Source organism: Kutzneria buriramensis (assembly GCF_003387475.1).
GTDB classification, from domain to species: Bacteria; Actinomycetota; Actinomycetes; order Mycobacteriales; family Pseudonocardiaceae; genus Kutzneria; species Kutzneria buriramensis.
This window is the reverse complement of the sequence record NZ_QUNO01000001.1, coordinates 298,441-318,201: the sequence shown is the minus strand read 5'-3', so window position 1 is coordinate 318,201 and position 19,761 is coordinate 298,441. Positions and strand designations below refer to the sequence as shown.

The window sequence follows — 19,761 nt, the reverse complement described above, 5'->3', positions numbered from 1 at the left end:
CATGATCGCGGCCGGCACGCCGCCGCAGGTCAGGGGCCATCGGCCGCCTCTTTGACGGCCGTACAGGCTATGCGGCGCGAGGACTCCGACACGCGCCAACGAGGCATCCGCGGACCCCGCGAAAAGTTCACATACCGTGGATGGTGAATGTCGTCACTCAAAGTCGCGACGGCACCCGAATGCGACGATGAGTAGCGAGTCACCGCCGCGGTCACACTGCGTACTGTCGGCCTCAACCGTTTCAACGCATCCGTAGCGGGCGGACGCCGTCGAACGCAAGCGCTGTCCGGAGCAGCCCCGCTCAGCCGGGCCGAGCAATGATCACCCCGAACGGTTGGCGACTATCTGGTTTTCAAGCAGGAAATTCGGGCATGAATCCAGTGCGAAACCCTCGCACGCGGCAACGGCGCATGTCACAATCGTTTTGCTGACATACCCCCGGTCAGCGCCTGTGGAGATCCCCTCCGGCCCCCGCGTTCCTCCCCCTGGCGCGGGGGCCTCTCCACGCCGGGGCAGGTGTGGCGCCGGACACACCCGTCACCCGCCCGCAACCGAACCGTTATCCTCCTTCGGTGCCTCTTCCCTCGCTTGGACGGAAAAAAGACGGTAGACACCGCGAGCCGGCCCGTGAGCAGCAGGAAGCCGCTCCGGACCACGAGCTGGAGAACTACCTGGCGGCGCTGGCCCCCGAGGGCGACGTCGAGACCACCGGGTCCGGCCGCCGCTTCGGCAACGCGCAGGTCTACCAGCTGCGGCTCTCGCTGACCGCGAACGAGCAGCTCCGCGAGCTCGCCGCCATGCACCACACCTCCCCGCAGTCGCTGGCCCAGGAGTGGATCACCCAGCGCCTGGCCTGGGAGTCCCAGAACCAGCAGCAGGGCCGCTACTGAACCCAGGGGACCACTTCCCCACAACCGGCCCCTGACGCGTTCGGCTCGCATACGATCAAGCCGTGCCGACGCTCCAGCTCCGCAGGAACGACCGGCGTCGGCATCTGGTGGTGTGCGGGGACAGCCCGCTGGCCTTCCGGCTCGTCGACGAGCTGATCAATCGGTACGACGAGGACGTCACCGTCATCCTGCGGTCGAAGCAGGAGAACTACGGTCCGCGGATCGCCCAGCTCAGCCGGGTCCGGGTGATCGAGGCGGCGGCCCCCGACAACGCGGCGTTCCTCCAGGCCAAGCTGTCGACGGCCCGGGCGCTGGCGCTGCTCGGCTCCGACGACGCCGGCAACATCCACGCCGCGCTGCTGGCCCAGGACATCAACCCCGAGCTGCGGCTCGTGCTGCGCCTGTTCAACACGAGCCTCGGCCACCGGGTCCGCACCCTGTTCGCGGACTGCGCGGTGCTCTCCGACGCGGCGATGGCCGCGCCCTCGTTCGTCGCGGCCTCGCTCGGCCGCGAGGGCCCGACGCACATCCGGGTGTCGGGCCGCACCTTATATGTGGTGCGGCGGGACGAGGTCGCGCCGGAGCGGATCATCTGCGGCCTGGCCGACACCACCGACTCCACCCATCCCGACCTGCTGCCGGTCACCGAGCACTCGACCGACCTGGTGCTCGCCTTCGCCAACGGCTCGGTGGTGGAGAAGCCGGTGCGCCGCCGGCCCAGCGCGTTCATGGCGGCGCTGCGGCGCAATTTCGGCTCGGTGCTCAACCGCAGGGTCGCCGCCGCCGCGGCGTCGCTGTTCGTGCTGCTGGCCATCGGCACCACCATGTTCGCCGTGTTCGGCGGCTACACCTGGTGGAACGCCGTCTACGAGACGGCGCTGGACGTCGCCGGGGCGGCCCAGCCGACGGACAGCCTGCCGGTGATCAACAAGATCACCCAGGTGATGGTGACGCTGGTCGGCATCTCGATCATTCCGATCATCACCGCGGTGGCGCTGGACGCCGTGGTCAGCGCGCGGCTGGCGGCGGCCAACGGCCCCCAGGGACCGTTCCGCGACCATGTCGTGGTGATCGGGCTCGGCCAGGTCGGCGCCCGGGTGGTCGCCCAGCTGCACGACCTGGGCGTGCCGGTGGTCGGCGTCGACCGCAACGAGAGCGCCCGCGGCATCCCGCTGGCCAGACGGCTCGGGCTGCCGGTGATCATCGGCGATGCCAGCCGGGACGACACGCTGCGGGCCGCCTACATCGGCACCAGCCGGGCGCTGGTCACGCTGAGCTCGCACGACGTGGTCAACCTCGAGGCGGCGCTGACCGCGCGGGCCATCCGCGACGACCTGCTGGTCGTGCTGCGGCTGTTCGACAACGACTTCGCCCGGCTGGTCGAGCGCCGCTTCAACATCGACGTCTCGCGCAGCGTGTCGGCGCTGGCCGCGCCGGCCTTCGCCGCCGCCATGGTGGAACGGCAGGTCATCGGCACGATCCCGGTCGGGCGGCGGGTGCTGCTGATCGCCGAGGTGCCGGTCGGCGACGGGACCGGCCTGGGCGGCCGGACCATCGGCGAGGTCGAGCAGCGCACCGAGGTCCGGGTGATCGCGCTCCAGCGCCGCACCGAGCAGCGGATGGACTGGCAGCCGCCGGCCGACCACCAGCTGGTGCCGCGGGACCGCCTGATGGTGGTGGCCACCCGCACCGGCCTGGGGCAGATCCTGGCCAGCAGCATCGTCGGCGGTTCCGGACAGTAGCGCCATCTTGATCAGATCGAGAGCGTCGCTGTCGGCATCCGGCGGTACCGTTCAAGAAGTCGATCGTCATCGCCTGTCCGGCACCTGTGACATGAATCACGTTTAGCGCTGTCAACGCGGGCCGTAGCTGCGACGTCGAATGAGTTACAGGACGTGATGAGGGGTTTCGGGGGAAGGGGTGGCCGTGCGGGCGGTCAGAGGAACACGCTGGGTCATGGCGGCGGGGGTCATGGCCACCATGCTCGGCTTAGCCGCGTGCGGATCCACCGGGACGACGCAGCCGCCGGCCAAACCCACGACCGCCGAGCAGAAGGTGTCGCCGGCGGCCGTGTCCAAGCCGGCCAAGGTCACCCAGATCCCGGGCGACACCGCGCAGAACGTGTCGCCGGCCGACCCCGTGCAGGTGACCGTCGCCGACGGCGCCATCACCGACGTGCACCTGGTCAACGACGAGGGCCGGCCCGTGGCCGGCCTGACCTCGCCGGACAAGCACAGCTGGACCGCCACCGAGTCGCTCGGCTACAACCGCACGTACACCTGGTCCGGCACCGCCGTCGGCTCGGACGGCAAGCAGGTGCCGCTGGGCGGCACCTTCCACACGCTCACGCCGGCCCGCCAGATCGACGCCCAGATCAACGTGGCCGACAACGCCACCGTCGGCGTCGCCGAGCCGATCGTGCTCACCTTCAGCTCGCCGGTGCAGGACAAGGCCTCGGTCGAGCGGGCGCTGACCGTGCAGACGTCCAACCCGAGCACCGGCTCGTGGGCCTGGCTGGACGACCAGACGCTGCACTACCGCACCAAGGACTACTGGCCGGCCAACACCAAGGTCACCCTGCTGGCCAAGCTGTACGGCACGTCCTTCGGCAACGGCGCGTACGGCGCGGAGGACCTGACCACGTCGTTCACCGTCGGCCGCAGCATGATCCTGCGCGGCAACACCCAGACCCACCGCCTCCAGATCGTCCAGGACGGCAACGTGATCGCCGACTACCCGGCGAGCTACGGGCTGGACTCCGACCCGGGCCGGGTCACCAACAGCGGCACGCACGTGGTCATGTCCAAGAGCCCGACCTTCGCCATGAGCAACCCGAAGTACCACTACGAGAACGTGGTGGTGCCGTGGGCGATGCGCATCTCCAACAACGGCGAGTTCGTGCACGGCTACGCCGGCAGCATCTGGGCCCAGGGCAACACGAACGTCTCGCACGGCTGCGTGAACCTGGCGCCGGCCACCGCCGAGATCGTCTACAACGAGGTCATGGTCGGCGACCCCGTGGAGATCACCGGCTCGACCCAGCAGCTGGGCGCCAAGGACGGCGACTACTACGACTGGGCCGTGCCGTGGGACCAGTGGCTGGCCAAGTCGGCCCTGCACGGCTGATCCACCCTTGCCTCACACTGAGCCCCGGGCCGATGGCCCGGGGCTCAGTCGTCGGTGGCGCACGTCACGACGCGGGTTCGAGCAGTTCAGCCGGGAATCCGCCCGACCGTTGCGTCAACGTTGCTGTGTTGCCGGATCGCGCTGGGTACCGTCCTGTCTGCCGATCAGAGGGGCGAGGATGACCGATTCGGAGCAGATGGCGGAGCTGCTGGCCCGCAACGCCGCGCTGCTGGACTCGATGAGCCAGCTGCTGGACAGTTCGCGGCAGCAGTTGGCGCACGCGCAGCAGCTCAATCGCGATCTGCGGACGCGCACGACCATGGCGCAGTCGCCGGACCGGATGGTCACGGTGGTGGTCGACGGCGTCGGCGGCCTGCGGCAGCTGTCGTTCGACCGGGACGCGTTCGAGCACCACACGCCGGCCAGCCTGGCCGAGGCGGTCGCCCGTGCGGTCCGCGAGGCTGCGCGGCAGGTGGGAGCCGCACCGCTGGAGGACGCGGAGCTGCCGGCCCCGGAACCGACCCCCGAGCCCGTGGACCCCCTGGACCCGGACCCGCTGGGCGTCGACCCGCTCGCGGTCGCCCCCCTGGGCTCCGACCCCCTGGGCGGCGATCCTCTGATTTCCGATCCTCTGGGCGGCGATCCCCGGGGTTCCGAGTCGTTGAGCAGGGATCTCGTGGCGGAGGACCGGCCGGGCCTCGATCCGCTCGACCTGGACGAGCCGCCGGCTCCCGTCGAGCCGATCCTGGACCCGGAACCGGTCCCGGTGCCGGTGCTGATCCAGGACCCGCCCGCGCCGGCCCCGGACCGGCCCGCCGACAGCGGCAGCCAGATCGACCACGTCGTGACGGCGCTGAGCAAGCTGCCGTCCTACGCCGGCATCGTGACCCGGGTGCTGGGCGTCCGCGATCCCGACCGGGCGGCGGCCATCGCGGCCGAGTACCACCTGGGCGACACCATCGTGGAACGCACCTTCCTGAGCACGTCGGCCAATCCGGCCTACACCGGCGACGGCCTGGTCCGCTACACCATCGACGCCCGCCACGGCGGCAAGCTGATCGGCGCCATCTCCCAGGACGGCGAGCAGTTCGCCGAGGTGGTGTTCGGGCCGGGGTCGACGTTCCGCGTCACGGGCAAGCGGTACTACCCGAGCATCAAGGGCTGGGACATCGCGCTGGAGGAGCTGGGCTGACATGGCGTTGAGCGAGTGGGAGTGGGCTGCCGGCGCCAGCCCGGAGCACATCGACCGGATCACCCGGTTCCACCTGGACAGCCTGGCCGTGCCGGTCGAGCAGCGGATCCGGCCGCTGGACCCGGGGCGGCACGACTTCCCGATCGGCCTGGACGAGAACGGCCGCAAGTTCCCGGTGCCGGCGTCGGCGACGACCTGGGCGGACCGGGTGCTGGGCTGCGTGCTGGCCGGCGCGGTCGGCGACGCGCTGGGGGCGTCCATCGAGTTCCTGCCGATCGACATGATCCGGCGCCAGCACGGAGAGCAGGGCGTGACCGGCCTCGGGCCGACCGGGCCGGACGGCACCATCACCGACGACACCCAGATGACCCTGTTCACGCTGGAGGGCCTGATCCGGGCGCACGTGCGGGACCGGGTGTCGGGTGCCGGCGACCCGGTGCCGGTGGTGCAGCACGCCTATCAGCGCTGGCTGCACACCCAGGGCTTCGACTGGCCGCAGGCCGGCGGGCCGTTCGCCGAGGGCCGGGCGCAGCCGGACGGCTGGCTGATCACCGAGCGCGGCCTGTTCGCGCGCCGGGCCCCGGGCAACACCTGCGTGACGGCGCTGCGGGTGTTCGCCGCGGACGGCACGGCCGGCTCGATGACCAACCCGTTGAACGACTCGAAGGGCTGCGGCGGCGTCATGCGGGCCGCGCCGGTGGCGCTGTGGTCGACGGACCCGGAGAAGGTGTTCGGGCTGGCCGCGGCCACCGCCGCCCTGACGCACGGGCATCCGAGCGGCTACCTGTCGGCGGCGTCGCTGGCGTTCCTCGTGCACGGGCTGCTCGGCGGCGCGTCGCTGCCGGAGTGCATCGCGGCGCTGACGCCGGTGCTGACGCGCTGGCAGGGGCACGAGGAGCAGCTGGCGAGGCTGACCACCGCGGTCCGACTGGCGGACGAGGGGCTGGTCAGCGCCGAGCGGCTGGCCGACGAGCTGGGCGGCGGCTGGGTCGGCGAGGAGGCACTGGCGATCGCCGTCTACGCGATGCTGGCGACCGACGACCTGCCGTCCGCGCTGCGGCTGGCGGTGAACCACTCGGGCGACAGCGACTCGACCGGCTCGGTCTGCGGGAACCTCGCCGGGGCGCGCTACGGCGTGGCCGCGATCCCGGCCGACTGGCTGGAGCGGCTGGAGCTCAGGCCCGCGATCACGTCGCTGACCAGGGACGCGCTGGCCGAGTTCGGTCCGAACCCGCCCGGCGACGACGCGTGGTTGCAGCGCTATCCGGGGTGGTGACTAGTTGCGGTCCGACCCGGCGCGACAGCTGCGCCGGGTCGGACTGACTCGATATCGGTCGACCGGACCTTTATCGGTCGTCGAGCACATGGCCGTGCTCAGCCGATCGCGTCGAGCAGCGCCTGGCGCTGCCGGTCGCCGAGGCCGGCGGCGCGGCGGTCGGCGTCGATGCCGGTCTCCTCGAGCAGCTTGGCGACCTTGACGGCGCCGAGCCCGGGCACGGCCTTCAGCAGCTGGGCGACCTTCGTCTTGCCGACGGTCTTGTCGTCCTTGGCGCGCTTGAGCACCTCACCGAAGGTCGTCTCACCGGACTTGATCGAAGCAAGCAGCGCGGTGCGGGCCTTGCGGGCCTCCGCAGCCTTCGCCAGCGCTTCCGCACGCTGCTCAGGGGTCAGTGTGGGCAGAGCCAACTTCATGGTCCTTTCTTGCGACGAGGGGTTGCTCGACCGCCATCATGCACGCTGACCACGACTTTCGTCAGCGTTCGCGCTTGTTGGCGCGTCGCGGCAACCCCGAGGGTGACGCTACGCCAGCCTTTCCAGTGACACCCGTCGAGCGGGATAAGTTCATCCAGGTGAACCTGCCCTCACACGGAGTTCACACCACCGGCGCCTACCGGACCGCGGCACCCGGCCGGGTGCCGACGCCTCCCGAACGGTCCACAAACGACGGCCGATCGGCCACTGAGCTGCGCAAACGTCACCAACCCCCAGGTCGGGGGCGCTATCGCGGCAGGTCAGCGGCCGACCGACGGAACCGATCCAGCGCGCGGACCGGCGGCCGGTGACTCATCCACAACTCCACCGGCCGTGGCCACCCCATCTGGCGATCACGAGAGTGTCGTACGCCACCTGATCGACATGGCCGCGTCGACCAGGCCGGACCCGTCGGCGCGGTCGATCGCGCAACCGGGCGCAGCGATCTCTGAGCCAACTGTCAGCAATGCGCTATCAGCACGGGCAGTTATCCCCTGAACGGCCCAATCAACGCCGTTCCGGGGACAGAGCACCCGGCGGAACGGGGTCGCTGACTGCGCTGCGCGGACCAAATGTCACCGGATCGCGCGTCGCCCCAAGGCGGGAGGCAACGTCGGGCCGCCCACCACGTCTTATTCATCGAGAGGCCGCCGCCTACCCTTCTGGGGGCGAGGTCGGCCACGGATGGGTCTGGGCTGATCCGGGACACGGGCCGTGAGTGAAGAGGGTTACATGCTTGTCGGAGGAAGCACTGTCCAGAGAAGCTCTGGGCGCCGGCGGCGTCTGGGGTCCGCGGGGGTCGTCGGACTCGCCGTGGCGGCACTGGCGCTGAGCGCCTGCTCGTCCAGCGCGGACGGGACAGCCAGCGGCACCACGACCACAAGCACCAAGCCGGCCGCGCCCGCGGCGCAGGTGAGCATCTCGCCCGGCGACCAGGTCAGCCCGACGACGCCGATCGTGGTCAAGGCCACCAACGGCAAGCTGACCACCGTCACCGTCACCAACGCGGCCAAGGGCAACGCGGTGAAGGGCGACCTGTCGGCGGACGGCCTGACCTGGACGTCCAGCGAGCCGCTGGGCTACGGGTCCACGTACAACATCGTCGCGGACGCGAACAACGCCGACGGCAAGCAGACCGAGCAGAAGAGCACCTTCACCACGCTCACGCCCAAGGCGCAGGCCTACCCCTCGTTCACCCCGGCCCCGCCCGGCGACGGCGCGACCTTCGGCGTCGGCCAGATCATCGGCGTCTCCTTCGACTCGGCGGTGACGAACAAGGCGGCCGTGGAGAAGGCGCTGACCGTCACCACCACCCCGGCCCAGCAGGGCTCCTGGTACTGGGTCGACGCGAAGACCGCGCACTACCGGGCGGCGAACTACTGGCAGGCCGGCACCACGATCAAGCTCGACGCCAACCTGTACGGCGTGGACATGGGCGGCGGCGTGTACGGCAAGACCGACCGCTCGACCACGTACAAGATCCACGACTCCTGGATCGCCAAGGCCGACGGCAACACCAAGCAGATGCAGATCGTGCACAACGGTGCCGTGGTCAACACCATGCCGATCAGCCTCGGCAAGGACGCGACGCCGACCCACGTCGGGCCGCACGTGATCTCCGACAAGCAGCAGCAGGTCGTGATGGACTCGGCGACCTACGGCGTGATGCCCGGCCAGCCCGGCTACTACAAGTCGACCGAGTACTGGGACGAGCGCATCTCCAACGACGGCGAGTTCGTGCACGAGAACCCGAACACCGTCAACCAGCAGGGCAACTCCAACGTCTCGCACGGCTGCGTGAACCTCAGCCCGGAGAACGCCCAGTGGTTCTTCAACAACTTCAACCTGGGCGACGTCGTCGAGGTGACCAACTCCGGCGGCCCGTCGCTGCCGATCTGGGACACCTTCGGCGACTGGGAGCTCAGCTGGGCCGACTGGCAGAAGGGCAGCGCCGTCACGGGCTGATCCACGGCCGTTCCCACGGGGGCCGCACCCACCTCGGGTGCGGCCCCCGTGGCATGTCCGCGACCAAGTCACGTGATCCTGCCCGATTTCGGGCAGGATCGTTGCGATCACGCCGCGATAACGGGCAGCATCACCGTTCGTGTCGGCCGCCAGTCACCCGTTCGGGGATCTCGTTTCGCACCTGATGCGCACCACCGCGCTCGGTCCGGGCGAGGCGACGCGGGTCGTCGCCGACGTGCTCGCCTACTTCGACGAGCCGGTCGAGGCGGTCGTCCGCCGCCGGCACGTCGAGCTGAAGTCGGCCGGGCTGACCAACGACCAGATCTTCGAGCGCATCGCCGCCGAGCTGCCGCAGCGCCGCGTCGCGGCGCCCGAGCTGTCGGTGCGGCAGCTGCGGCGCATCGTCTACGGGTGAGGGAACGACCATGTGTGGAATCGTCGGATACGTCGGGCCCCGGGACTGCGTCCCGATCCTGCTGGAGGGCCTGGCCCGGCTGGAGTACCGCGGCTACGACTCGGCCGGGGTCGCCGTGGTCGGCCGCGGCAAGCTGCGGGTCCGCAAGGTCAAGGGCCGCGTCGGACAGCTCGCCCAGGACGTGCCGGCCCGCCTGTCCGGGCCGGTCGGCATCGGCCACACCCGGTGGGCGACGCACGGCGTGCCGAGCGAGGAGAACGCCCACCCGCACGTCGACGGCAGCGGGCGGGTCGCGGTCGTGCACAACGGCGTCATCGAGAACGCCGAGGAACTGCGGGCCAAGCTGACCGCCAACGGGGTCGTCCTGGTCTCCGAGACCGACACCGAGGTGCTGGCCCACCTGATCGCCGCCGTCGACGTCGATGACATCGAGGAGGCGGTCCGCCGGGTGCTGCCGGACATCGTCGGCACCTACGGCATCGCGGTGGTCGACACCCGCCAGCCCGACCGGATCGTGGCGGCCCGCAACGGCAGCCCGGTGATCCTCGGCGTCGGCGACAAGGAGCTCTTCGTCGCCTCAGACGTGATGGCGCTGGTCCGGCACACCTCGCAGGTGGTGCACCTGGAGGACGGCGAGGTCGCGGTGCTCACCGCCGACGGCTTCAGCACCCGGACGCTGGACGCCACCGTCACCACCCGGCCGCCGACGACGGTGGACGTCGAGGACGACGACTACCAGGCCGAGGGCTACGGCCACTTCATGCGCAAGGAGATCCACGACCAGCCGACGGCGGTCGAGCGGACCCTGCGCGGCCGGCTCGACGAGCGCTTCGGCACCGCCCATCTCGGCGGCCTGAACCTCACCCCGCGCGAGTCGCGGGAGTTCAAGCGGGTCAAGATCCTCGGCTGCGGCTCGGCGCACTACGCCGGCCAGATCGGCGCCCAGCTGATCGAGGAGCTGGCCCGGGTGCCGGCGGACTCCGAACCGGCGTCGGAGTTCCGCTACCGCAATCCGTTGATCGACCCGGACACGCTGTACGTGGCGGTGAGCCAGTCCGGCGAGACGTACGACACCCTCGCCACCGTGCAGGAGATCCAGCGCAAGGGCGGCCGCGTGCTCGGCGTCGTGAACGCCGTCGGCAGCTCCATCGCGCGGCAGTGCGACGGCGGCATCTACCTGCACGCGGGTCCCGAGATTTCTGTGACGTCGACGAAGGCGTTCACCGTGACCACCGTGGACTTCGCCCTGCTGGCGTTGCACCTCGCACGGGTGCGTGACCTCTCGCCGGCCGACGGTCAGCGGCTCGTGCGGGGCCTGCGCGCGCTGCCGGCGCAGATCGGCGAGATCCTCAAGCTGGAGGACCAGATCGCCGGGCTGGCGGCGGAGTACGGCACGTGCCCGAACGTGATGTTCATCGGCCGGGTGCGGGGCTGGCCGGTCGCGCGCGAGGGGGCGTTGAAGCTCAAGGAGGTCTCGTACGTGCACGCGGAGGCGTACCCGGCCTCGGAGCTCAAGCACGGGCCGCTGGCGCTGATCAGCCCGGAGACTCCGACCGTCGCGATCGTCCCGGACGACGAGCTGTACGACAAGAACCTGACCACGCTCGGCGAGATCAAGGCGCGGGGCGGTCGAATTCTCGCGCTGGCGCACCGCGAGCTGCCGGCCGCGCTGGCCGATCACACGATCGTCGTGCCGCGGGCCGAGCCGGAGCTGGACCCGATCCTGCTGGGGATTCCGCTGCAGATGCTCGCCTACCACGCGGCCGTGCTGCTCGGGCACGACGTCGACCACCCGCGAAACCTGGCGAAAAGCGTGACCGTGGAGTGAACGGAGGGTGACGCCGGGCCCGGTCGGTAACCTCATGCACGTGGGGAGTTCAGACCGGGGCCGGCGCGCCGCCAAGGAGCGGGCACGCGCGCGCCACGCGCAGCGGATGACCGACGGCGTCGACGCGCGCTCGCTCGACGCGAACGGCCTCGCGGCGCGGCTGTGGGCCGCGGCCAACGACTACTCGTACGGGCAGCGTCAGGTCGCGGCGGCCGAGGCCACCGCGCTGGGCGACGCCGACGACCGCCAGCTCGGACTGGCCGTGGCCGGGGTGTTCCACCGCACGCTGAACCTCCTCTGGCCGAGCGGCTGGCTGCCGTACGACCTCGTCCAGGTGATCCGGCGGGAGTGCGACGACTTCGCGACGGCGCTGGTCACCGATGTCATCGCGGTGGACATGTCGCAGCACGCCGAGGCGACGCTGCACGAGCGGTGGCGTGACCAGCTCCGTCAGATCGAGGCGCGCCCGTGGTGGCCGCACGACCGGCAGCACTTCGAGCAGTGGCTCACCCGCCACATCCTCACCAAGGTGGAGGGGCTGGAGGTCGTCATCGTCGCGCTGGCGACGTTGATGACGCTGCCCAAGCTGCCGCTGATCCTGCCGCTGCCGGGCACCTCCACGGCCGCCGACGCGGCGACGGCCGTCGTCGTCGACCAGAAGGTGCTGGCCAAGGTGCGAGGACTGCTCGCGAAGGCCGAGTCGACGGAGTTCCCGGAGGAGGCGGAAGCGTTGTCCGCCAAGGCACAGGAGCTGATGACCCGGCACGCCTTCGAGCGGGCGCTGCTCGACGCCGACGAACACGTGCCGCAGACTGCCAGTTCGCGGCGGGTGTGGCTGGACACGCCTTACGTCGGCGCGAAGGCGCAGCTGGTGGCGGCGGTCGCGGCGGCGAACCGGTCGCGCGGCGTGGTGTACGAGAAGATCGGCTTCATCGCGCTGATCGGGGCCGACCTGGACCTCGAGATCACCGAACTGCTGTCGACTTCCCTGCTGTTGCAGGCGACTCGGGCGATGGTGGCGGCGGGCACGTCCACGGCGAGCGGCATCGAGGCGCGCAGCCGCACGTACCGGCAGTCGTTCCTGCTGGCCTACGCCACGCGGATCGGCCAGCGGCTGCGGGCGGCGGCGCAGGAGAGCGACGACCTGGTGTCGGACGACCGGCTGCTGCCGGTGCTGGCCGATCGGGAACACGCGGTGGAGCAACTGTTCGAGGAGCTCTATCCGAGCACGGTGAAGAAGTCGTACACGGTGGGCAGCGCGGCGGGATGGGAGGCCGGAACCGCGGCCGCAGATCTGGCCGACATCGGTGTGAGCCGGCAAAAGCTGACGCCCACTCGATAAATTCGATTACCGTACGGGCCGTGACCGACATCGAGGACCTGACGGCTCGCATTCGCGCCTTCGCCGATGCGCGCGACTGGGCCCGGTTCCACACGCCGAAGAACCTGGCGATGGCGCTCGCCGGCGAGGCCGGGGAGCTGCTGGCCGAGCTCCAGTGGCTGTCCGACGAGGAGATCCGGACCGGCCTGTCCGAGCCGGAACTGCGGGCACGGGTGGCCATGGAAGTCGCCGACGTGTTCCTGTATCTGGTCCGTTTCGCCGATGTGACCGGCATCGATCTGGCCCAGGCGGCGTTGGACAAGTTGGCTCGCAACGAATTGCGGTACCCGGTCGAGAAGTCACGGGGAAACGCGACCAAGCACGACCGTCTTTAAGATCATGACCAGCCATTTCATCGGATATATACGCACGAGCAACGGTCGCGACATCCACCGGGACTGGCGCCGGCCACCTCGATCGACCGCAACCCGTTCGGCCCAGCTGGGCAGGTCAGCGGGGTTGTCATCCCGGCGGGAACCGCGACGCGAACGCTTGAGCCGGGCTGAAGTCCCACGCAAACTTTCCTGAACTCACTAGTTCCTCAATTGACGGAATACCCGGTTCAGCCATAGCCTTTCCGCTCGGATCCACCCATTAGGGTGTGGCTACACCGATGTGCGCACCCCAAGGTCCCGTATACCCTGCGGAGGCTCGATGGCTGCCCACACCTCCGGCTCTGGATTCTCACGGAATCTTGTGCTGGGAGTCAGCCCGTTCACCCTTCCCGATGCCCGATTGGTTTCCGCGGTCGATCGCGCGGGTGGTGTCGGATTCCTCGATCTCGGCGTCGGCGACCGGCGCAGCCGGGAGGCACTGGACCTGCTGCTGAGCTGGGCCGGCGGCCCGTTCGGGGTGCGCGTGACCGGCGCGTGCGCGCTGCGCCCGAGCGACCTGCCGCACGCGCACGTGCACACCGTCCTGCTCGGACAGGACGCGGATTGGTCCATCGCCGACCTCGTCGAGCACCACCGGGTGCTGGTGGAGGTTTCGAGCCGGGCGGAGGCCCTGCGCGCGGTCGACGGCGGCGCGCACGGGATCGTCGCTCGTGGACACGAGGCCGGCGGTCCGGTCGGCGAGCTGAGCTCCTTCGTGTTGCTGCAGCAGCTTGTCGACGCCGTGGACGTGCCGATCTGGGTGTGCGGCGGCATCGGCGTGCACACCGCGGCGGCCGCGGTGGTCGGCGGAGCCGCCGGTGTTGTCCTTGACACACAACTGGCCCTGCTCTCGGAGTCCGATGTGGACAACGAGATCGCGGTGGCGATCCGCCCAATGGATGGTTCCGAGACTTCCGTCGTCGACGGCCAGCGGCTGTTGGTGCGTCGCGGCGCCGGCCAGGGCCGGATTCCGGTCGGCCAGGACGGTTTTCTCGCCGCGCGGTACGCGACCGAGTACGGGCGCGTGGAGCGGCTCGTCCGCGCTGTCAAGGAAAGTGTTGTAACGGCACTGGAACAGCCGCCGGCGGCGCCGAGCCTGATCGCCCAGGGGCCGATGACCCGGGTCAGCGACCGGGCGCGGTTCGCGGCATCGGTGGCGGAGCACGGCGGCCTGCCGTTCGTGGCGCTGGCGCTGGCGAACAAGGAGCAGACCCGGGCTTTGCTCCGGGAGACAAGGGATCTGCTCGGCGACCGGCCGTGGGGCGCGGGCATCCTGGGCTTCGCCGCCGAGGACGTGCGGACCGCGCAGCTGGAGGTCATCCAGGAACTGCGGCCGCGCTACGCGATCATCGCCGGTGGACGGCCCGCGCAGGCGGCGGCGCTGGAGGAGCTGGGCATCGAGACGTTCCTGCACGTGCCGTCGCCGGGCCTGCTGCGGCAGTTCCTCGACGCCGGCGCGCGGCGGTTCATCTTCGAGGGCTCGGAATGCGGCGGCCACGTGGGCCCACGGTCGAGTTTCCCCCTGTGGGAGGCCCAGATCGGCGTGCTGCTGGACTTCCTGCGCGCGAATCCCTCGGCCGAGATGGACATCCTGTTCGCCGGCGGCATCCACGACGAGCGGTCGGCCGCGATGGTCAGCGCGATGGCCGCGCCGCTGCGGGCTTCTGCCTGCAATGTCGGTGTCCTGATGGGGACCGCGTACCTGTTCACGGAGGAAAGCGTTCGCGACGGCGCGGTGCGGCCGCTCTTCCAGCGGCAGGTCATCGCGGCCGAGGGGACGGCGCTGCTCGAGACGGCGCCTGGCCACGCGACCCGGTGCGTGACGAGCCCGTTCGCGGAGGACTTCCTGGCCCTGCGGAACGACCTGCGGAGCAGCGGACGTCCGGATCGCGAGGTCTGGGAGGAGCTGGAGCAGCTCAACATCGGCCGGCTGCGGATCGCGAGCAAGGGCGTCGAGCGGTCCGGCGCGGAGCTGCTCGACGTCGCCGAGGACCGTCAGCTGGCCGAGGGCATGTTCATGGCCGGGCAGGTCGCCGTGCTGCGCGACGCCGTGACCACGATCGCGGACCTGCACGAGAGCGTGCGTGAAGGCGCGCTGCGGTACCACGCCGACCGCGCCGAGGCTCTGGGCGTTGTCGGCACCGTCGAATCGGAGCCGGAGCCCGAGCCGCTGGACGTGGCGATCATCGGCATGGCCTGCATGTTCCCCAAGGCCCCCGATCTGCCGACGTTCTGGGCGAACGTGCTCGCCGGCATCGACGCCGTGACCGAGGTGCCGGCCGAGCGCTGGGACGCGGGCGTCTACTACTCGGAGACCGGCGCGGTGGACCGGACCCCGTCCAAATGGGGCGGTTTCCTGCCGGAGATCCCGTTCGACCCGTTGCGCTACGGCATTCCGCCGGCCTCGCTGGCGAGCATCGAGCCGGTGCAGCTGCTGGCATTGGAAGCCGCGTACCGGTCGCTGGCGCACGCCGGCTATGGCGACCGCGACTTCGACCGGTCGAAGACCAGCGTCGTCTTCGGCGCCGAGTCGGGCAGCGACATGGCCAGCGCCACCACGCTCCGCACGGTTCTGCCGTCGTATCTGGGCACGCTGCCCGAGGAGCTGGACAGCCAGCTGCCGAGGCTGACCGAGGACACCTTCCCCGGCGTGCTGGCCAACGTGATCGCCGGGCGGATCGCCAACCGCCTGGATCTCGGCGGCGCGAACTTCACCGTCGACGCCGCCTGCGCCTCTTCGATGGCGGCCGTGGACGTGGCGTGCAAGGAGCTCGTCACCGGTACCAGCGACATGGTCCTGTGCGGCGCGGCCGACCTGCACAACGGCATCAACGACTACCTCATGTTCAGCTCGGTCGGCGCGCTGTCGCCGTCGGGCCGCTGCAAGACGTTCGACAGCTCCGCCGACGGCACCACCCTCGGCGAGGGCGTGGCCTGCCTGGTGCTCAAGCGTCTCGCCGACGCCGAGCGGGACGGCGACAAGGTCTATGCCGTGATCAAGGGCATCGGCAGCGCCAGCGACGGCAAGTCGCTGGGGCTGACCGCGCCGCGTCCCGAGGGCCAGCGCAGCGCGGTGGAGCGGGCGTACCGCAACGCCGGGGTGTCGCCGGCGCAGGTCGGGCTGGTCGAGGCGCACGGCACCGGCACGGTCGTCGGCGACCGTACCGAGCTCGGTTCGCTGGCCAAGGTGTTCATCGAGCACGGGGCGGCGGCCGGCAGCTGCGCGATCGGATCGGTGAAGTCGCAGATCGGGCACACCAAGTGCGCGGCCGGGTTGGCCGGCCTGATCAAGACGGCTTTGGCCCTGCACAACGGGGTCAAGCCGCCGACGCTGCACGTGTCGCAGCCGAACGCGGCGTGGGAGATCGAGGGCAATCCGTTCGCTCTACACGCCGAGCCGGTGCCGTGGGCGGTTCCGGCGGCGGAGCGGATCGCGGCCGTCAGCGCTTTCGGCTTCGGCGGCACCAACTTCCACCTCGTGCTGTCGGCGTACGACAAGGCGCCGGTTCCGCGGCACAGCAGCGACGAATGGGTCGCGGAGCTGTTCACCTTCCGCGGCGAGGACCACGCGGCGGCGGTCCGTTCGGTGGACTGGCTGCTCGACCTCGTCGCCAAGAACGAGGCTGCCGGCCGGCCGTGGCGGCTGCGCGACCTGGCCCTGACCGCTTCACGCCGGGCCGAACAGCGTTCTCTCCCAACGCAGATCGCCGTGGTCGCTGCGAGCCTCGACGAGCTGCCGGAGCTGCTACGGGACGCTGCCGCGGGCCGCCACGATCCGCAGCGCGGGGTCTTCGTCCAGCAGGAGGGCGGCAAGGTCGCGTTCCTGTTCCCCGGACAGGGCAGCCAGCGGCCGGGCATGCTCGCCGAGTTGTTCGTCGCGTTCCCGGAGATCCAGCACCTGCTGCACCTGGGCCGGGACTGGGCCGATGCGATCTTCCCGCCGGCCGCGTTCTCCCCGGACGCCGCGGCCGCCAGCAAGGCACGGATCACCGACACCCGCGCCGCACAGCCGGCGCTCGGCATCGCCGGCCTCGCCGTCAACCAGCTGCTCGGCCGCCTCGGCGTGACGCCGGATCTGTTGGCCGGTCACAGTTACGGCGAGCTCGTCGCGTTGAGCGCCGCCGGTTCCTTCGGGCCGGCAACGCTGTTGGCACTGAGCCGGGCCCGGGCGGAGAGCATCCTCGGTGCGACCGGCACCGACCCGGGTTCCATGGCGGCGATCAGCGGAACCGCCGACGACGTGGCCGCCGTGCTCACCGAGGATCTGGTGCTGGCCAACCACAACGCCCCTCGGCAGACCGTGATCTCCGGGCCGACCGACCAGGTGCGCCGGGCCGTGGAGACCCTGCGCGCCGCCGGCGTCTCCGGCAAGCAGATCCAGGTGTCGTGCGCCTTCCACAGCCCGCTGGTGGCCGGGGCTTCTGACGCATTCGGCGACTTCCTGTCCACACAGGACGTACGTCAACCCGAGCTGCCGGTGTGGTCCAACCGCACCGCCGCCCCGTACGCCGGCGATGTCCGTACGGAACTGGCCGCGCAGATCGGCGCCGCCGTCCGGTTCGTCGACCAGATCGAGTCGATGTACGAGGCCGGCGCGCGGGTGTTCGTCGAGGTCGGGCCGGGCAGGGTGCTCACCCGGCTGGTCGACGCCATCCTCGGCGACCGGCCGCACGTCCGCGTCACCACCGACGGCGGCGTGCGCGGCTTCCTCTCCGCCGCCGCCCACCTCGCCGTCTCCGGCGCGCCGGTGCGCACGAGCTGGCTGTTCCACGGCCGCGACGCCGTGGACGTCAGCACTTCCACCCCGCCGAGGCGTCCCGGTTGGACGATCGACGGCCAGCTGGTCCGCACGGCCGACGGGCAGTACCTGACCGGCGGGCTGACACCCGCCCGACGAGTGGAGTTGTCGATGGGCCAGCCGAGCGCCGGTCAGGACGCGCTGATCAGCGAGTACCTGCGCACCAGCCGCGAGATGATCGCCGCGCAGCGGGACGTGCTGCTCAGCTACTTCGGCGGCGCGGCCAACGCCCCGGCCCGGATCGTCGAGCACATCGCCCCGCCGCCGGTGGTCGAGATCCCGGTGGCCGTGCCGGTCCCCGAGCCCGAACCCGTGGTCGTCGCCGACGTGCTGACCACCGTGCTGGACGTCATCAGCCAGCAGACCGGCTACCCCACCGACATGATCGACCCGACGCTGGATCTCGAGGCCGACCTGTCCATCGACTCCATCAAGCGCACCGAGATCGCCGGCACGCTGGTCGGGCGGCTGGGCTCGGTCAGCGCGGACGTGGAGGAGCTCACCAAGGCCCGCACCGCCCAGCAGATCGCGGACCTGTTCACCGCTCCCATTGATGCAGGGAAGGACGCCTTCCCTGCATTGGACGAGGGTAAGGCGTCCTTCCCTGCATCGGGTCGGGCGCCGCAGCGGTTCGAACTCGTGCCGACGGACGTCGGGGCGGCTCGCCTGCTCGAACCGACCGTGCTGGCCGGCCGGGAGTTCCGCATCATCGGCGGCCAGCCAGAGCTCGTCGCCGAGGTGACGGCCGCCCTCTCCGAGCACCACGCGTCCGTCACCGGCAACGCCGACAACCTCCTGTACCTCGGGGCTCTCTCCCCTGGCGACGACCCGGTCCTGCCGGGGGCGTTCACCGAGTTCAAGGCGGCACTGGCCGGCAATCCGCGGTGGGTGGTCGCCGTGTCGCCGGTGGCGGAGCGCGCCGACGACCGGGTGGTGGGGCTCCGTGGCTTCTTCCGGACGATCTCCCGCGAGTACCCGGAGACGACCGCGAAGTTGATCGAGGTGGAGGCGACGGACGCGGCGAAGGGCCTGCTCACGGAGTTGCTGGCGGACGACCGGCACCCGGTGGTGGTACGGGGCGACGGTGCCCGCATGACCATCGACATGCGGGCGGTGGATCTGGGATCGCTCGGCACGACGGGCGCGGGACCGGCGGGCGACGGCACGGCGGAGGCGCAGGCGATCGGCCTGAACCGGGACTCCGTGGTGCTGCTGGTCGGCGGGGCGCGCGGGATCACGGCGCAGTTCGCGGCAAAGCTGGCCATGACCAGCGGATGCCACATCGAACTGATCGGCCGCACGCAGTTGCCGGCGGAGCCGGAGGATCCGGCGACGGCGTCCGCGACGGACAAGGCGGCATTGCGGCAGGCGCTGATCGCCCAGGGACTGCGCTCGCCGGCGGAGATCGAGGCCAGGACGGCGCAGATCCTCGCGGCGCGGGAGGTGCGGTCGACCCTGGACGAGCTGCGGGCACTGGGCAGCACGGTCGGCTACCACTCGACAGACGTCCGTGACCAGGAGGCCTTGCACCGCATCGTCAAGGAGATCTATACGGATCGGGGCCGCATCGACGGGGTCTGCTACGCCGCCGGCGTGATCGAGGACAAGCTGATCGCCGACAAGGACGCGGACTCGTTCCGGCGCGTGTTCGACACGAAGGTCGACGGGGCGCGGGCGTTGCTGTCGGCCATCGAGGAACTGCCGACGCCGCCGCGATTCGTGACGCTGTTCGGCAGCATCGCGGCTGCGCTGGGCAATCGCGGGCAGATCGACTACTCGGCGGCGAACGACGCTTTGCAGACGCTGGGCGCGTTGTGGGCCACGCGTACAGGCAATCGGGCACTGACCGTCCACTGGGGACCGTGGGCGCCGGACGCTCGCCACGGCGGCATGGTCACGCCGGAGCTCCAGCAGGAGTACGGCCGCCGCGGGATCGAGCTGATCGACCCGGAGGAGGGCGTGATGGCCCTGCTGCGGGAGCTCGCCTTCGGCCGCGACGACGTGCGCGCCGTGGTCTACACGGCCTCCGGTTGGTGACGC

Annotated in this window: 12 protein-coding genes; 11 read left to right on the top strand and 1 reads right to left on the bottom strand. The window is 70.7% G+C overall.

Translation table 11 applies throughout. The features are described from left to right. The first annotated feature begins 572 nt into the window (after window positions 1-572). The 5 genes from BCF44_RS01410 (at window position 573) to BCF44_RS01390 (ending at window position 6,484) form a co-directional block, all read left to right on the top strand. Window positions 573-890 (top strand): hypothetical protein, encoded by a 318-nt coding sequence (locus BCF44_RS01410; protein WP_116172226.1) that lies wholly within the window; start codon window positions 573-575, stop codon window positions 888-890. 62 nt (window positions 891-952) lie between these two features. Next, complete coding sequence (locus BCF44_RS01405) at window positions 953-2,632, top strand: NAD-binding protein (RefSeq protein ID WP_116172225.1); 1,680 nt, start codon at window positions 953-955, stop codon at window positions 2,630-2,632. 214 nt (window positions 2,633-2,846) lie between these two features. Next, window positions 2,847-4,016, top strand: coding sequence for a L,D-transpeptidase (locus BCF44_RS01400; protein WP_116172224.1), 1,170 nt, complete (start codon window positions 2,847-2,849; stop codon window positions 4,014-4,016). A gap of 178 nt (window positions 4,017-4,194) precedes the next feature. Continuing rightward, window positions 4,195-5,208, top strand: coding sequence for a YbaB/EbfC family nucleoid-associated protein (locus tag BCF44_RS01395; RefSeq protein ID WP_116172223.1), 1,014 nt, complete (start codon window positions 4,195-4,197; stop codon window positions 5,206-5,208). Window position 5,209: 1 nt separating this feature from the next. Further along, the gene (locus tag BCF44_RS01390) at window positions 5,210-6,484 is read left to right on the top strand and encodes an ADP-ribosylglycohydrolase family protein (protein WP_116172222.1); all 1,275 of its coding nucleotides are present in this window, start codon (window positions 5,210-5,212) and stop codon (window positions 6,482-6,484) included. A 98-nt stretch (window positions 6,485-6,582) separates the two neighbouring features. Here the strand turns inward: BCF44_RS01390 and mihF are convergent, their stop codons facing one another. Then, complete coding sequence (mihF, locus tag BCF44_RS01385) at window positions 6,583-6,894, bottom strand: integration host factor, actinobacterial type (protein ID WP_184868828.1); 312 nt, start codon at window positions 6,892-6,894, stop codon at window positions 6,583-6,585. Window positions 6,895-7,773: 879 nt separating this feature from the next. On the opposite strand from mihF, the gene BCF44_RS01380 reads away from it, so the two are divergent. From BCF44_RS01380 to BCF44_RS01355, 6 genes are all read left to right on the top strand, one after another. Next, window positions 7,774-8,925 carry a L,D-transpeptidase gene (locus tag BCF44_RS01380; protein ID WP_246014770.1) on the top strand — a complete coding sequence of 384 codons (1,152 nt, stop codon included), beginning with the start codon at window positions 7,774-7,776 and terminating at the stop codon, window positions 8,923-8,925. A 139-nt stretch (window positions 8,926-9,064) separates the two neighbouring features. Then, window positions 9,065-9,340: a hypothetical protein gene (locus tag BCF44_RS01375; RefSeq protein ID WP_425460063.1), complete on the top strand. Its 276-nt coding sequence runs from the start codon at window positions 9,065-9,067 to the stop codon at window positions 9,338-9,340. Between the two features lie 10 nt (window positions 9,341-9,350). Next, window positions 9,351-11,168, top strand: a complete 1,818-nt coding sequence (gene glmS, locus BCF44_RS01370; RefSeq protein WP_116172220.1) for a glutamine--fructose-6-phosphate transaminase (isomerizing) — start codon at window positions 9,351-9,353, stop codon at window positions 11,166-11,168. A gap of 40 nt (window positions 11,169-11,208) precedes the next feature. Next, window positions 11,209-12,510 (top strand): DUF2786 domain-containing protein, encoded by a 1,302-nt coding sequence (locus tag BCF44_RS57335; RefSeq protein WP_170217292.1) that lies wholly within the window; start codon window positions 11,209-11,211, stop codon window positions 12,508-12,510. Window positions 12,511-12,530: 20 nt separating this feature from the next. Further along, window positions 12,531-12,884 carry a nucleotide pyrophosphohydrolase gene (locus BCF44_RS01360; RefSeq protein WP_246014769.1) on the top strand — a complete coding sequence of 118 codons (354 nt, stop codon included), beginning with the start codon at window positions 12,531-12,533 and terminating at the stop codon, window positions 12,882-12,884. A gap of 319 nt (window positions 12,885-13,203) precedes the next feature. Then, window positions 13,204-19,758, top strand: a complete 6,555-nt coding sequence (locus BCF44_RS01355) for a type I polyketide synthase (protein WP_116172217.1) — start codon at window positions 13,204-13,206, stop codon at window positions 19,756-19,758. The last annotated feature ends 3 nt before the right edge of the window (window positions 19,759-19,761 follow it).